The sequence below is a fragment of the Variovorax monticola genome (assembly GCF_051216855.1).
Classification (GTDB): Bacteria; Pseudomonadota; Gammaproteobacteria; order Burkholderiales; family Burkholderiaceae_C; genus Variovorax.
In genome coordinates this window covers 877,433-891,143 of the sequence record NZ_JBPJZP010000001.1, presented here as the reverse complement: position 1 = coordinate 891,143, position 13,711 = coordinate 877,433, and the positions used below count along the sequence as shown (strand labels likewise).

The 13,711-nt window shown below is 71.5% G+C and carries 13 protein-coding genes; 10 read left to right on the top strand and 3 right to left on the bottom strand.

The window, feature by feature from the left end; genetic code table 11:
• Positions 1 to 20 precede the first annotated feature (20 nt).
• Complete coding sequence (locus ACSFA5_RS04030) at positions 21 to 461, bottom strand: hypothetical protein (RefSeq protein ID WP_435442719.1); 441 nt, start codon at positions 459 to 461, stop codon at positions 21 to 23.
• 102 nt (positions 462 to 563) lie between these two features.
• Between ACSFA5_RS04030 and ACSFA5_RS04025 the strand changes: the two genes are divergently transcribed.
• On the top strand, positions 564 to 1,313 hold the full coding sequence (locus ACSFA5_RS04025) for a substrate-binding domain-containing protein (protein ID WP_435442718.1): 750 nt from the start codon (positions 564 to 566) through the stop codon (positions 1,311 to 1,313).
• 6 nt (positions 1,314 to 1,319) lie between these two features.
• Here the strand turns inward: ACSFA5_RS04025 and ACSFA5_RS04020 are convergent, their stop codons facing one another.
• The gene (locus ACSFA5_RS04020; RefSeq protein WP_435442717.1) at positions 1,320 to 1,679 is read right to left on the bottom strand and encodes a helix-turn-helix domain-containing protein; all 360 of its coding nucleotides are present in this window, start codon (positions 1,677 to 1,679) and stop codon (positions 1,320 to 1,322) included.
• On the bottom strand, positions 1,672 to 3,033 hold the full coding sequence (locus ACSFA5_RS04015; RefSeq protein ID WP_435442716.1) for a type II toxin-antitoxin system HipA family toxin: 1,362 nt from the start codon (positions 3,031 to 3,033) through the stop codon (positions 1,672 to 1,674). The genes ACSFA5_RS04020 and ACSFA5_RS04015 overlap by 8 nt, the downstream gene beginning before the upstream one ends.
• Before the next feature lie 232 nt (positions 3,034 to 3,265).
• On the opposite strand from ACSFA5_RS04015, the gene ACSFA5_RS04010 reads away from it, so the two are divergent.
• The 9 genes from ACSFA5_RS04010 (at position 3,266) to ACSFA5_RS03970 (ending at position 13,705) form a co-directional block, all read left to right on the top strand.
• Positions 3,266 to 3,640, top strand: coding sequence for a DUF2946 family protein (locus ACSFA5_RS04010; protein ID WP_435442715.1), 375 nt, complete (start codon positions 3,266 to 3,268; stop codon positions 3,638 to 3,640).
• 193 nt (positions 3,641 to 3,833) lie between these two features.
• Positions 3,834 to 5,945 (top strand): TonB-dependent siderophore receptor, encoded by a 2,112-nt coding sequence (locus ACSFA5_RS04005; RefSeq protein ID WP_435442714.1) that lies wholly within the window; start codon positions 3,834 to 3,836, stop codon positions 5,943 to 5,945.
• Between the two features lie 5 nt (positions 5,946 to 5,950).
• Complete coding sequence (locus tag ACSFA5_RS04000; RefSeq protein ID WP_435442713.1) at positions 5,951 to 7,546, top strand: ABC transporter substrate-binding protein; 1,596 nt, start codon at positions 5,951 to 5,953, stop codon at positions 7,544 to 7,546.
• A gap of 35 nt (positions 7,547 to 7,581) precedes the next feature.
• The gene (locus ACSFA5_RS03995) at positions 7,582 to 8,565 is read left to right on the top strand and encodes an ABC transporter permease (RefSeq protein WP_435442712.1); all 984 of its coding nucleotides are present in this window, start codon (positions 7,582 to 7,584) and stop codon (positions 8,563 to 8,565) included.
• On the top strand, positions 8,562 to 9,410 hold the full coding sequence (locus ACSFA5_RS03990; RefSeq protein ID WP_435442711.1) for an ABC transporter permease: 849 nt from the start codon (positions 8,562 to 8,564) through the stop codon (positions 9,408 to 9,410). Before ACSFA5_RS03995 ends, ACSFA5_RS03990 begins: the two co-directional genes overlap by 4 nt.
• Complete coding sequence (locus tag ACSFA5_RS03985; protein ID WP_435442710.1) at positions 9,407 to 10,885, top strand: ABC transporter ATP-binding protein; 1,479 nt, start codon at positions 9,407 to 9,409, stop codon at positions 10,883 to 10,885. The genes ACSFA5_RS03990 and ACSFA5_RS03985 overlap by 4 nt, the downstream gene beginning before the upstream one ends.
• A 70-nt stretch (positions 10,886 to 10,955) precedes the next feature.
• Entirely contained in the window at positions 10,956 to 11,690 is a 735-nt protein-coding gene (locus ACSFA5_RS03980; protein WP_435442709.1) for an SGNH/GDSL hydrolase family protein, read from the top strand.
• Positions 11,691 to 11,901: 211 nt separating this feature from the next.
• Positions 11,902 to 12,798 carry a LysR family transcriptional regulator gene (locus ACSFA5_RS03975; RefSeq protein WP_435442708.1) on the top strand — a complete coding sequence of 299 codons (897 nt, stop codon included), beginning with the start codon at positions 11,902 to 11,904 and terminating at the stop codon, positions 12,796 to 12,798.
• A gap of 94 nt (positions 12,799 to 12,892) precedes the next feature.
• Positions 12,893 to 13,705, top strand: coding sequence for an aspartate dehydrogenase (locus ACSFA5_RS03970; protein WP_435442707.1), 813 nt, complete (start codon positions 12,893 to 12,895; stop codon positions 13,703 to 13,705).
• The last annotated feature ends 6 nt before the right edge of the window (positions 13,706 to 13,711 follow it).

The window sequence follows — 13,711 nt, the reverse complement described above, 5'->3', positions numbered from 1 at the left end:
GAGCGGCGGGAGCGTGGGGCTCAGGACGCCCGGATCAGCGGATGCCGCAGCACGCGCTCGCAGACCGTGCGCCTGTCGGTCAGCTTCGCATGTTCCTGCAGCCATGCCTTTTCGTCGGCCGGCGTGGCGGACTTCGTGCCGGTGGCCTTGGCGTGCGTGAGACGCGCCACGTCGAGCGCGCGTTCGAGCGCGTTCCTGCACGGCCGGTATTTCTCGGTGGCGTCGGTCTCGGTGGGCCATTGCCCGACCTGCTTCTCCAGCGTCTTCGTGACGGTGTCGAAGGTCTTGCGCTCGGCCATGGCCCGCAGGTCGGTCACCTGGCTGGCCAGGTCGTTGAGCATGTGCTGGGAGGCCTCGGCGAGTTCGCGCACCGACTCTTCGTCGGCGGCGAGCGCGTTCTGGAGGCATGCCACGGTCAGGAGGGCTGCGCACAGCCATCGGGTCTTGCGCGGGAACTGCATGGCGGCAAAGCTTAGTCGATACAGTGCGGCAGGGTCATTCCGTCGCAACGCAAATGCGAGACTTCGGCCCGTGGCGGCCGCACTCCTCCTTCAAGGAAACACATGAAAAAACTCACCCTGACCCTCGCGCTTTTGACCCTGTGCACCGGCGCCCTGGCGGCCGAGCTGAAGGTGCTGACCGCCGGCGCCTTCAAGCCCGTGGTGGTGGCGCTGGCCCCGGTGTTCGAGCAGCGCACGGGGCACAAGCTGCGCATCGACAACGACACGGCCGGCGCGCTGCAAAAGCGCATCGGCGACGGCGAGGCCTTCGACCTGGTGGTGCTCACGCCCGCGGCCATCGAGCAGCTGGGTGCGTCGGGCAAGGTGGTGGCGGGCAGCGCCGCGCGGCTGGCGCGCGTGGCCATCGGCGTGGCGGTGAAGCAGGGCGCGCCCGCGCCGGACATCTCCAGCGTGGCCGGCTTCAGGCAGGCGCTGCTGGACGCGCGCGCGGTCGCCTACATCGACCCGGCCGCGGGCGGCTCCAGCGGCGTGTACCTGTCGCAGCTGTTCGTGAAGATGGGCATCGCCCCGCAGATCCAGGCCAATGCGGTGCTGGTGCCCGGCGGGCTGGTGGCGCAGCGCGTGGTGAACGGCGAGGCCGACATCGCGGTGCACCAGGTCAGCGAGATTCTGGCCGTGCCGGGCGCCACGCTGGTCGGGCCGATTCCGGCGGAGGTGCAGAACTACACGGTGTATGCGGGCGCGGTGGGCTCGGCGGCGCGCGACGCCTCGGCTGCGCAGGCCTTCCTGGCGCTGCTGGGCAGTGACGAGGGGCGCGCGGTGTTGGTGCAGAAGGGCATGGAGGCGCCCTGAGCCGGCTCAGGGCGGGGTCACGCCGCCGGCATCCGGCGCCGGCTGCGCGGACTGCGCCTCCTCGAGATCGCGCCATGACACGCGCTGGATGCCCTTCGGCACGAAGCCGGCCTGTAGGCCGAAGATGCCGGCTACCTTGTCGAGCGTCTCCAGCGTGGGGTTGCCCTTGTCGGCTTCGATGGCGCGCAAGCTCTGCACGCTCAGCCCGCGGTGCCTGGCGAACTCCGGCTGCGTCAACCTGCTGATGCGGCGCATCGCGGCCACGGCCTGGCCCACCGACATGTCGCCCGCGGCGATGGCGCCGTAGATGGCGGTGCGCAGCGCGCTTTCGGCGCGCGCATCGGAGCGCTTGCGGCGCTTATCCACGGGGGGCCTTCGGCTGCGCATTGGCTCCGGCGATGCTTGCGAGCGCCTGCAACTGCCCCGCCTGGGCATCGATCGTCGCGCGGCATGCCGCGATCACCGCGGGCTCGATGCCGCAGTCCCTCGCCGTTTCGGGCAGCGCGGCGACCACCTGCGCAAACTGCGCCAGCGCGGCTGCGATCTGCGCGCGCTCGGGGTCCGGCACGTTCAGCGAGGACACCACCTCGGTCCAGGTGCGTTGCGTCCTGCCTTGCGCATCGCGCCAGTGGCAGCTGCGTACGACCACCTCGTCGTCCAGGTACATCGGGGCGAAGTCGAACACCGGCGTGAGCTGCACGCATCCGTCGACGAGGCGTTGCACCGCGGTGTTGCGCGCATGGTTGTCGGTGTTGCGCATGGCCAGGTTCAGCACATCGCGCTTCATGAATTCGATCGTCTCGCCCAGCGGGTCGGACACCGCGCGGCGCAGCCCTTCGAGCAGGGTCTGCTGGCTGGCGGGCATGCCGAAGCCGCGCAGGTTGCAGATGCTTGCAAGGCTCTCCTGGTGCAGCCTGTGCACCTTGCCGTCGATCACCCGGCGGTCGAAGCGCCGCACGAAAAGGATTTCGTTGTGCAGCTGCGGTGGGGCGAAGGTGCGGATTCCGCAGCGCTCGGCCAGCAGCAGAAAGCCGGCCTCGTTGCGCAGCACCGCACGGTCGGTCTCGCTCTTGCCGCGCGGGAGCTTGAGAAGCCAATGCGCATGCGCGCGATCGTCGGGCAGCGCCATGTCGGCGAACCAGCGCCCGTCAAGGTCGGAGGTGAGCAAGAACTTGGGTGCGACACCCTGCACGCCGGTGGTGCCTGAGGCCAGCATCGCATGCAGGGACAGGTGGTCCAGAAACGCCTGGCTGTGCGCCAGGATTTCCTTGAAGTCGAAGCCCCTGTCGGTCGCCGCGTCGGCGTTGAGCCGGGCCTGTTCGCCGAAGAACGCGAGCGCGCTCGTGAATCGCAAGTTGCCGATCGGGTTGAAGGCGCCGGCAAGCACGAGCGGCAGCACCACGTCGTCCCCGTCCGCCAGGTTCAGGCGATCGAGCAGATACCTGCGGCCTTTGCCCTGGGGCACCAGGTCGTAGAGGAACGCGGGGGGCCGGCGGTCGGGTTCCCGCCCGGTCGGCCCGTCGACGAGGCGGTCTGGCGCGATGCCGAGGGGCAGGCCCAGCGCAACCGGCAGCGGGGCGTCGCTGAAGACGTAGTCCGGCAGGTACTCGAAGCGGCATCTGGCGCCACCGGACACCTGCAAGGTGGCAGCCGGCCGCCACTGCCCGTCCGCATGGATTTCGATGGTTGTTTCCGACGCAAAGGGGGCAGGGACACTCATTGCCATATTGACCATCATAGTAGGCAAATAACGGAAATTTTCAAAGCAAATTGTCTATTTCGATAGATTAATCATGGTGTTTTGATGCTGCCTCCGCCGCAGCGCTTCCGGCTTTTTTGCGGCGATGTCGTGCACCGCGGAAAGGCGACGGCGACCTTTTGGCGCGCCTGCCCCTGCCAACGGCGGGTTTCAGCGGTTGCGCAATCGACGGCCCGTATGATCCCGCCCTCCCATGCATCTGCGCCGCTCCCTGCTCTGGCTTCTTCTGCTCACGGCGTTGTTCAACGCCGTGGTCGGCGCGCCTGTGCACGAGGCCTGGCACATCGCGCAGCAGGGCGTCGAAGCGGTACAGGCCCAGACGCAAGCGCAAGCGCAAGCGCAAGAACAGACCCAGGCCGACGATTCCGCGCCCGACGCCGAAAGCCACGCCCGCTGCGCTTGGTGCCTGACGCATGCACTCGAAGCCGCCGCGTGGCCCGCGCCCTCGGCGTGGCAAGGCCCTGCGGCATCGGCCGGCCCGCAGCCCCCCGCGCTGGTGCTGACCTTCGTGCCCGGCACGGGCCGCTGGCGCTTCGCCTCGCGCGACCCCCCGGCGCTCGCCGTCTGACACGCGCCTTCGCGGCGCGCTTTCTTTCGCCCCGCACGCGACGCACAGGCCCCTGACGGGCCGCGCGGCGCCGCGTGCCCGCGTCTTCGAACCCCTGTGGCCCCCGCCGAGCCTGGCGCAATGCGCCTGTGCCTGCGGTGCGCGGCCACGCCGCATCCGATTGCCTGAAATGAAAAACCCCCTTGCCACTGCCATGGCTCCCTTGCTGCTCGCCTGCGCGCCCGCCGTGGCCGCCGAGCCCACCCCCGTGTCGGCCGATGCGCCCGCGCTTTCCACCGTGGAAGTGGTCGGGCGCACCGAGTCGGGCGCGTACCACGCCGAAGAAGCCGCCGGCGCCAAGACCGAGCTGCCGCTGCGCGAGCTGCCGCAGTCGGTGCGCATCGTCACGCGCCAGGCCATCGACGACCTGGGCGCGACCCGGCTGGACGACGTGCTCGACTACGTGGGCGGCGTCTCGCGGCAGAACAACTTCGGAGGGCTGTGGGACAACGTGGCCATTCGCGGCCTGCCCGGCAACGAGAACACCGGCATGGCGACGCTGCTCAACGGCTTCTCGGCCAACCGCGGCTTCAATGCGCCGCGCGACCTGGCCGGCGTGGAGCGCATCGAGTTCCTCAAGGGCACGGCCGCCGCGCTCTACGGCAGCAGCGAGCCCGGCGGCACACTGAACATCGTCACCAAGAAGCCGCTGTGGCAGCGCGCCAACTCGGTCGAGGCCTACGCCGGCAGCCACGGCCTGCGGCGCGGCGCCTTCGACAGCACCGGCCCGGTGGGCGAAAACTTCGCCTACCGCCTGAACGTGGCGGTGGAAGACCGCGACAGCTTTCGCGACCACGTGGGTGCCCGCCGCAGCGTGCTGGCCCCGGCCTTCACCTGGAAGCTGGGGCGCGACACCGTGCTGGAGTACACGGGCGAGTTCCTGCGCCATGCCACGCCTTTGGACCGCGGCGTGGTGGCCGTGGGCAACCGCCTGGGCGCGGTGCCGCGCAGCCGCTTTCTCGGCGAGCCGGCCGACGGCCGCATGACGGTCGACAACCAGACCCACCAGCTGGTGCTCACGCACGAATGGAACACCCGGTGGCGCAGCCGCGTCGGCGTGTCGTACCGCGAGACCACGCTCGAGGGCTTTTCCACCGAGCCCACCGCCTTGCGTGCCGACAACGCCACGCTCACGCGCCAGCGCCGCTACCGCGACTTCGCCTCGAACGACGTGGCGCTGCAGGCGGAGGTGCAGGGCAGGTTCGACACCGGCGCCGCCGAGCACGAACTGCTGCTGGGCATGGAGAGCTTCCGCTTCCACATGGACTCGCTGATGCTGCGCGCCAACCCGAGCACCGCGCGGCCCTACGCAATCAACATCTACAACCCGGTGTACGGCCAGGCGCAGCCGGTGCCGCTGCGCAACACCGACACCGACGAGCGCCAGCGCGGCACGGCCTTCTACGTGCAGGACGCAGTCAAGCTCGCGCCGCAGTGGCGCCTGGTGGCGGGCGTGCGGGTCGACGACTACCGCCAGTCGCTGGAAAACCGCATCGTCGGCACCACCACCCGCCAGACACCGTCGTCCACCTCGCCACGCCTGGGGCTCAGCTGGTTGCCTGGCGCGCAGTGGACGGTGTACGCCAACGCCGGGCGTTCGTTTCGGCCCAACACCGGCGCCGACGTGAACGCGCAGGCCTACGCGCCGGAAACCGGCCGCGCCTTCGAGTTCGGTGCCAAATGGGAAAGCGCCGCGCAGGACATGGGCGTGACCGCGGCGCTGTTCGACATTCGCAAGCGCAACGTGCTGACCGCCGATCCGGCCAACGCGGGCTTCTCGGTCGCGGCCGGCGAGGTGCGCAGCCGCGGCCTGGAGCTCGACTTCGCGGGGCAGGCGACGAAGCACTGGCGCGTCAACGCGAGCCTGGTGCTCAACGACGTGGAGGTTTCGCGAGACAACACGCTGGAAGCCGGCGGCCGCCTGCTGAACGTGCCCCGCGTCAACGGCAGCGTGCTGGCCGTGTACGAAGACGCCTTTGCCAACGGCCAGCGCTGGGGCCTGGGCGGCGGCGTCACCCACATGGGCAAGCGGCTCGGGCAGGCGCGCACGCAGGCCGAGGCCATGGCGGGCACGCCGGCCTTCGAGCTGCCCGGCTACACCACGGCCAAGCTGGTGGGCTACTGGCGCATCAACCCGATGCTGCGCGTGACGCTGGACGTCGACAACCTGTTCGACAAGACCTACTACACCAGCTCGTACAGCCGCGTATGGGTGACACCGGGCACGCCGCGCAGCGTCACGCTCGGGTTGCAGGCCAGGTTCTGATGGCCATGACAGCTTTCGATGCCTCGCGCCGCCAGGCGCTTCGATGTTCCATTGCCGCGCTGTCTACAGCGGGCGCCGCTCGCGCAGCGCTGGCGCAGACGCAGACGCAGACGCAGACGCGCGCGCCGCTGCAGATCGTCGGGCCCTGGGAAATCAGCGGACTCGCCCCCGTCAACAGCGGCTACATGTTCACCCGCCTGCAGGTGGCCGAAACGCTGATGGACGCGGCCGACGACGGCACGCCCCGGCCGGCGCTCGCGCAGCGCTGGAGCGTGTCGGCCGACGGTCTGGCGTGGCGCTTCGAGCTGCGCCCGACCGCGCGCTTTCACGACGGCACGGCGGTCACGGCCCAGGCCGTGGTGCGCTGCCTGGAGGCCGCGCGCGTCGCGCCCGCGATGCTGAGCGCGGCGCCGGTTCGCGCCATCGAGGCGCAGGGCGCCTCGGTCGTCGTTGTGCGGCTGACGGCGCCGTATGCCGGACTGCCGTCGCTGCTGGCCCACAGCAGCACGCTGGTGCTCGCACCCGCGAGCTACGGCGCGGACGGCCGCGTGCGCGCCATCGTGGGCAGCGGCCCGTACCGCATCGTGTCGGTCACGCCGCCGCAGCACATCGCGACCACGGTCTTCGAGGGCTTCGACGGCGCGCGCCCGGCCGTCGAGTCGGTGCGCTACCTCACGGCCGGGCGCGCCGAGACCCGCGCGCTCATGGTCGAGGGCGGGCAGGCCGACCTGGCCTACGGGCTCGATCCGGCGAGCCTGCAGCGCCTGCGCACACGGCCCGCACGCACCGATCTGCGTGTGGAAACGGTCACGCTGCCGCGCACGGTGATCCTGAAACTCAACGCCGGCCTGCCGGCGCTGAAAGACGTGCGGGTGCGCCAGGCGCTCAGCCTGTGCATCGATCGCACCGGCATCGCCAAGGCACTGCTGCGCGACCCCACGCTGGCCGCCACGCAGCTGTTTCCACCCACACTCACAGGCTGGCACGACCCGGACTTGACACCGCTCGCGCACGACCAGGCCACCGCAGTTCGGCTGCTGGCCGAGGCCGGCTGGCGGCGCGCCGCCGACGGCCTTCGCGATGCGCACGGCCAGCCGCTGCGGCTGGTGCTGCGCACCTTCGTCGACCGGCCCGAACTGCCGGTGATCGCCACCGCCCTGCAGGCGCAATGGCGCGAGGCCGGCATTGCGGTGCAGGTCAGCGTGGGCAACTCGGGCGACATTCCGCTGGGCCACCGCGACGGCAGCCTGCAACTGGCGCTGGCGGCGCGCAACTACGCGAACGTGCCCGACCCGACGGGCACCTTGATCCAGGATTTCGGCACGGGTGGCGCGAACAGCGGGGGAGGCGACTGGGGCGCGATGGGCTGGCAAGACGCCGGCCTTTCCGCCGCGCTGGCCGAACTCGCGCGCGGCGGCCTGCCGCCGGATCGCGTGGCCGCGCTGCGCCGGCGCATCACCGCCACGCTGCAAAGCGAACTGCCCGTCGTTCCCGTCACCTGGTACCGGCAGCAGGTGGCCGTGGGCCCGCGCGTCACGGGCGTGAGCCTCGACGTGCTCGAGCGCTCCTACCGCCTGTCGCAGATGGGATGGCGCGCATGAACAACAACAACCACAGGAACAACCACAGGAACAACATGACCGCATCCCCATGGCCCGGGCTGCTGGCCCGCCGCGCCGTGCAGGTGGTGGCGCTGGCGCTGCTCATCGGCACGCTCTGCTTCTTCATGGTCCGCTCGCTGCCGGGCGACCTCGCCACGCGCATCGCCGCGGGCCGCTACGGCTACGACCTGGTCAGCAATGCCGCAGCCGACGCGGTGCGCAGCGAGCTCGGCCTCGACCGCCCGGTGTGGCTCGCGCTGCTGCACTGGTGGGGCGACATGGCGCGGCTCGACCTCGGCACGTCGCTGGTCACCGGCCATGCCGTGTGGCGCGAGGTGGCGCATCAGCTGGGAGCGACCGTCGAACTGGCCGCGAGCGCACTCTTCGTCGCGGTGGCCGCGGGCCTGCCGCTGGGCGTGTGGGCCGGGCTGCACGCCGGCGGCTGGGTCGACCGCGCGACGGTCGTGTTCGCCGTGGTGTTGCGCGCCATGCCGCCGTTTCTGCTGGCCGTGCTGCTGATGCTGGTCGTCGCGGTGCAGTTGGGCATGTTGCCCATCGGCGGCAGAGGCAGCGGCAACGGTAACGGTCACGGTCACGGCGCCGGCCTGCTGCTGCCCGCGCTCACGCTCGGCCTGGGCCTGGCGGCGGGCCTGGCCCGCGTGGCCCGCGGCGCGATGCGCGAGGTGGTGGTGTCGCCGCACTACGAGTTCGCGCGCACCAAGGGCCTGTCGGACATGCAGGCCTTGCTGCGCCATGGCCTGCGCAATGCCGCGGTGCCGGTGGTGGCCTACCTGGGCGTGCACGCGGTGCTGCTGGTCGAGGGCGCGGTCGTCGTCGAGACGCTGTTCGCCTGGCCCGGCATCGGGCATGCGCTGGTGCATGCGGTGTTCGGCCGCGACGTGCCCATGGTCCAGGGCACCGCGCTGTGCATGGGCCTGCTGTTCGTGGTGTTCAACCTGCTGGTGGATGCGGCGTGCATTGCGCTCGATCCGCGGCAACGCCAGGGAGCACGCGCATGAACGACGCGAACCCCTCCGCTGTGCTGTCGCCACGCCGGGTCGGCCGGCTCGGAAAACTCGGCCGGCGCATGGGCATCGTGCTGCTCGCGCTCCTGGCCGCCTTCGCGCTGTTCGGCCCGTTCGCCGTGGGCATCGACCCCGCGCGGCAGGTGCTGGCCGACAGCCTCTCGCCGCCCGGCGCGGCCTACTGGCTCGGCGCCGACCTTCTGGGCCGCTCGGTGCTGGCGCGGCTCGCGCACGCCGCGCAACTGTCGCTGGGCCTGGCGCTGCTGGCGGCGGTCACGGCCGCCGTGCCCGGTGTGCTGCTGGGCGTGACGGCCGCCTGGCGCGGCGGGCGCACCGAGCGCGCGCTGGTCATGCTCTCCGACGCCGTGCTCGCGGTGCCGGGCCTGCTGCTGGTGCTGCTGTTCGCCGCGCTGGCGCCGGGTCGCCACTGGGCGCTGTACGTCGGCCTGTCGCTGTCGCTGTGGGTGGAGTACTTTCGCGTGAGCCGCGCCGCCAGCCGGCCGGTGCTGACGGGCGATGCGGTGCAGGCCTCGCGGCTGCTGGGCTTCGGCCAGGCCTATGTGCTGCGGCGCCACCTGCTGCCGGCGCTGGCGCCGGTGCTCGGCACGCTGCTGGCCTTCAGCGCGGCGCAGGCCGTGCTGTCGCTCGCGGCCCTGGGCTTCATCGGCGTGGGCCTGCAGCCGCCGACCGCCGAACTCGGCCTGATGATGACGGAGTACCTGCCCCACTACCAAGAGGCGCCGTGGCTCATTGCGGCGCCCGTCGCACTGCTGATGCTGCTGGTGCTCGGCATGATGCTCGTGACCGGCGACGGCAAAAAAGAAGGGGAGACCACATGAGCGACCACACCACATTGCTGGCCGTGGACGGCCTGTGCGTGCACGTCGGCGCCCGTGCACTGCTGCGCGACGTGTCTTTCGCGCTCCAGGCCGGCGAGGCGCTGACGCTGCTCGGCGAGAGCGGCGCCGGCAAGTCGCTGCTGGCGCAGGCCGTCATGGGCACCTTGCCCGACGCGCTGCGCGCCAGCGGCAGCGTGACGCTCGACGGCATGCACAGCCGCGCCGATGCGCCGCGCGCACGCCGGGCGCTGTGGGGCCGCAAGCTGGCGCTGCTGCCGCAGGAGCCGACCGTGGCGCTGAACCCGCTGGTGCGCATTGCGCCCCAGCTGGCCGAGGTGCATGCGCTGGTGCGCGGCGCCGGGCGCGGTGCCGCCGAATTGCGCGCGCTGCAGGAGCTCGACGCGGCGGGGCTCGCCGGCGCCGTGCGGCAGTACCCCTGGCAACTGTCGGGCGGCATGGCGCAGCGCGTGGCGGCGGCCGTCTCGCTGGCCGGCGGCGCGCCGGTGCTGCTGGTGGACGAGCCGACCAAGGGGCTCGACGCCCACTGGCGCGACCGCATGGTCGCGCTGCTGCAGGGCGTGCAGCGGGCGGGCGGCTGCGTGGTCACCATCACGCACGACCTGCGCGTGGCGCAGGCGCTGGGCGGTCGCCTCATGGTGCTGCGCGACGGCGAAGTCGTGGAGCAGGGCGACGCGCGCAGTGTGCTGGCCCGGCCCGCGCACGCGTTCACGCGCCGGCTCGTGGCTGCGGACCCGGTGCATTGGCCGCGGGCCGGCAGCGCCGCCTTGCCGGGACGAGGTGCAGCGGCTCAAGGCGCACCAGCCCAAGGTGCGCCGGTGCTGCAGGCGCGCGGGCTGGCCAGGCACTTTGGCGGGCGCGCCGTCTTCGAGGGCATCGACCTCGACCTGCACCGCGGCGACCGTCTCGCGGTGCAGGGCCAGAGCGGCACCGGCAAGAGCACGCTGGGCAATGTGCTGCTGGGGCTGCTGGCGCCCGACCGGGGGCAGGTGCTCCGGGCGCCGTCGCTGCCGCCGCAGGCCCTGCAAAAGCTCTACCAGGACCCGGTGGCCTCGTTCGCGCCGCACATCAGCCTGGCGCGCTCGCTGCGCGACGTGGCGCGCCGGCATGGGCAGGCCTGGTCGGCGGTGCAGTCGCGGCTGGCGCAGCTGCGCGTGCCCGAAGCACTGCTCGCACGCCGCCCCGGCGAGGTGTCGGGCGGCGAGCTGCAGCGCATTGCGCTGGCGCGGGTGCTGCTCGTGCGGCCGGCCCTGCTGTTCGCCGACGAGCCCACCTCGCGCCTCGACCCGATCTCGCAGCAGGAAGCCATGGCCGTGCTGCTCGACGCGGTGGAAGAGGCGCAGGCCGCGCTGGTACTCGTCACGCACGACGAGGACATTGCGGCCGCGGTGGCCACGCGGTTCCTGCGCTTCGAGGCCGGTGGGCCGGCGCCTGCGATGTCACGGGGGCCGGCCTGAAGACGGTGACCGGCGTCTGCCCGCGCGCCGTCTCCACAATTCCCCCTCGATTGCTCCCTAGTGTCGGCGGGTGCCTTACTCCACCCGCCTCATCACTCGCCGAGCACGCCTGCTCAAGACCCTGGCCGCCGTGCTCGGCGCGACGCTGGCCGCCGGTTGTTCGCAATCCCATGTCGCGCGGGTCGAAGACCGTGCGCGGGTCTCGGCAGCATCGCGCCCTGGCCCTTCGACAGACGGGCAACGGGGCGTCGACGCGGCTGCCGCGGGGCTGCAAGGCGCATGCAGTGTGGAGCTGTACGGCGATTCGATCCTGCACGGGGGCTACTCGGGCGACCGTCGGCTGCGGGAGCCGCCCGCCGACGCCTTGCGGCGGCTGCGCCCCCGGTACAGCGTGGTCGATCGATCCGTGAACGGCGAAACGGCCAGCAGCCGCTCGGCCTCGTTCGCCGGCGAAGCGCGCTCGGGGCGCATCGTGGTCATCGAGCATGGGCTCAACGACGCCATGCAGGGGCTGCCCCTGGAGTCCTCCTTGCGCGCCATGGTCGCCAAGGCCAGGGCGGAGGGCCGGCACGTGGTGCTGACCGGCCTGTCGCGCACGCTGGGCGGGGCCGACGTGCGCGCGCAGGCCGACGCGACGGTGCGGCGCGTGGCCCGGGACCTGGCCGTGCCTTTCGTCGACTGGGGCAGCGTGCCGGTGCACGCCACGGAAATGGCGGACATCATTCATCCGGCACAGGTGTATTCGACCCGGCTCGTCGAACACCTGGCACGGGTGCTGGACACCGTGGCGCCCGAGTGCGCGTGAGCGCCAGCGGCACTGCCGGCGCCGGCACATGAGCGTTGTGCATGACGGGCAAGTTGCCCAACGCTGACAATCTGCTTCACGCGCCGGACAGCGGATCGGGCGCAAAAGTGCCGGGCGTTCGGCGCGGTACGCGGTTCGCTCTTTTCAGGCAGTTCATGTGCGCGAGGCCCCTTCGTCGCGGCCATGGCGTCCAGGCAGAAGGATTTCACTCATGTCGTTCCCAGGCGGCCTCCGGGCTTTCTACGAAGCCATCCGGGTGGGCTCCATCCGCGGTGCCAGCGAAAAGCTCGAACTCGCGCCCTCGTCGGTCAGCCGGCAGATCCAGTTGCTCGAACACGAAATGGGCGCGCAGCTGTTCGACCGCTCCGCGGCCGGCGTGGTGCCCACGCACGCGGGCCGCATGGTCGCGGAGTTCGCGCGCACGGTGCTGCTCGACTACGACAGCCTGCGCTCGGACATCAACGAGCGTCGTGGCGTGCGTACCGGGCTCATCCGCATCGCGGCGGTGGAAAGCACGATTTCCGAGCGGGTGGTGTCGGCCATCACCCGGTTCCGCGAGCGCTTTCCGGGTGTCAACTTCCAGCTGAAGATGCTGCCCGCGCCCAAGGTCATCGAGGTGATCAAGCGCGGCGAGGTCGACATCGGCGTCACCTTCTGCGCGCCGCCCGACACCGAGCTGAGCTTTCTCGCGCGCTTTGCCGAGCCGGTGGTGCTGGCCATCTCGCCGAGCCATGCGTGGGCCGACCGCAGCGCGGTGGCGCTGGCCGAGCTCAGGCACATTCCGCTGGGCATGCCCGAGCCCAGCTTCGGCGTGCGGCGCCTGTTCGACGCGGCGCTGCAGGCGCAGGGACTGACGCTGCAGGCCGCGCTCACGAGCGATTCCTTCGAGGCGCTGCGCGGCTTTGCGCGGCAGGGCGCCGGCGGCTCGATCCTGCCGCGGCTCACGATCGAGACCGAGCGCAAGGCCGGCCTCCTGAAAATGCTCACGCTGAGCGACGACGGCCTGAACCGCACGACGGCCGACGTGATCGCGTTGCGCGCGCGGGAGCCTGCGCGTCTGCTGCGCCTGTTCATCGAGGAAATGCAGAAGGTGGCGCTCGCGGCCTAACGCGATGGCGCCCGCGCGGCGTTGCGATTTCTGCACCGCCGTGTGCGCGAGCCGTGCGTTCCCAGCGCATGCGCCGTGCGACACACTCCCGGCCATGGACAAACGCGTAGGCATCATTGGTTTTGGCGCGATCGGCCGTTCGGTGGTCGACGCATGGCGGGCACGACAGGTCCCCGGGCATGCACTGGCGGCGCTGCTGGTGCGCGAGCATCAGCGCGAAGAAGCCGCGCGCAGCGTGCCGGCCGGCGTGGCCGTGTGCACGGGCATCGACGAGTTTCTTGCGAGCGGCCTGCACCGCGTGGTCGAAGTGGCGGGGCACGGCGCGGTGCGCGCGCATGGCGAGAAGATTCTTGTCGCCGGCGTCGACCTCATGCTGGTTTCGGTCGGCAGCCTCGCCGATGCCGCGCTGCTGCACCGCCTGGAGCGCGCGGCGTTGCAAGGCGGCAGCCGCATGCTGCTGCCGGCGGGCGCCATCGCCGGGCTGGACGGCCTGCTGTCGCTGCGCCGGGCCGGCCTGTCGAAGGTCAAGTACACCTCGACCAAGCCGCCCGCCTCATGGAAAGACACGCCCGCCGAGGACGCATTCCGCCTCGACGAGCTCACGCGCGCCACGGTGATCTTCTCGGGCACGGCGGCCGAGGCCGCGCGCCTGTATCCGAAGAACGCCAACCTCGCCGCGGCCGTGGCGCTCGCCGGGCTGGGGCTCGAACGCACCCAGGTCGAACTGGTGGCCGACCCGTCGATCGCCGAGAACATCGGCCGCATCGACGCGGAAGGCGCCTACGCCAGCCTGAGCGTGGTGGTCGGCGGCAAGAGCGCGGCGGACAACCCGAAGACCTCGCAGATCACCGGCATGAGCGTGCTGGCCGCGCTGGAGAACCAGGCCGGGCTGATCGCCTTCGCCTAGCCTGTC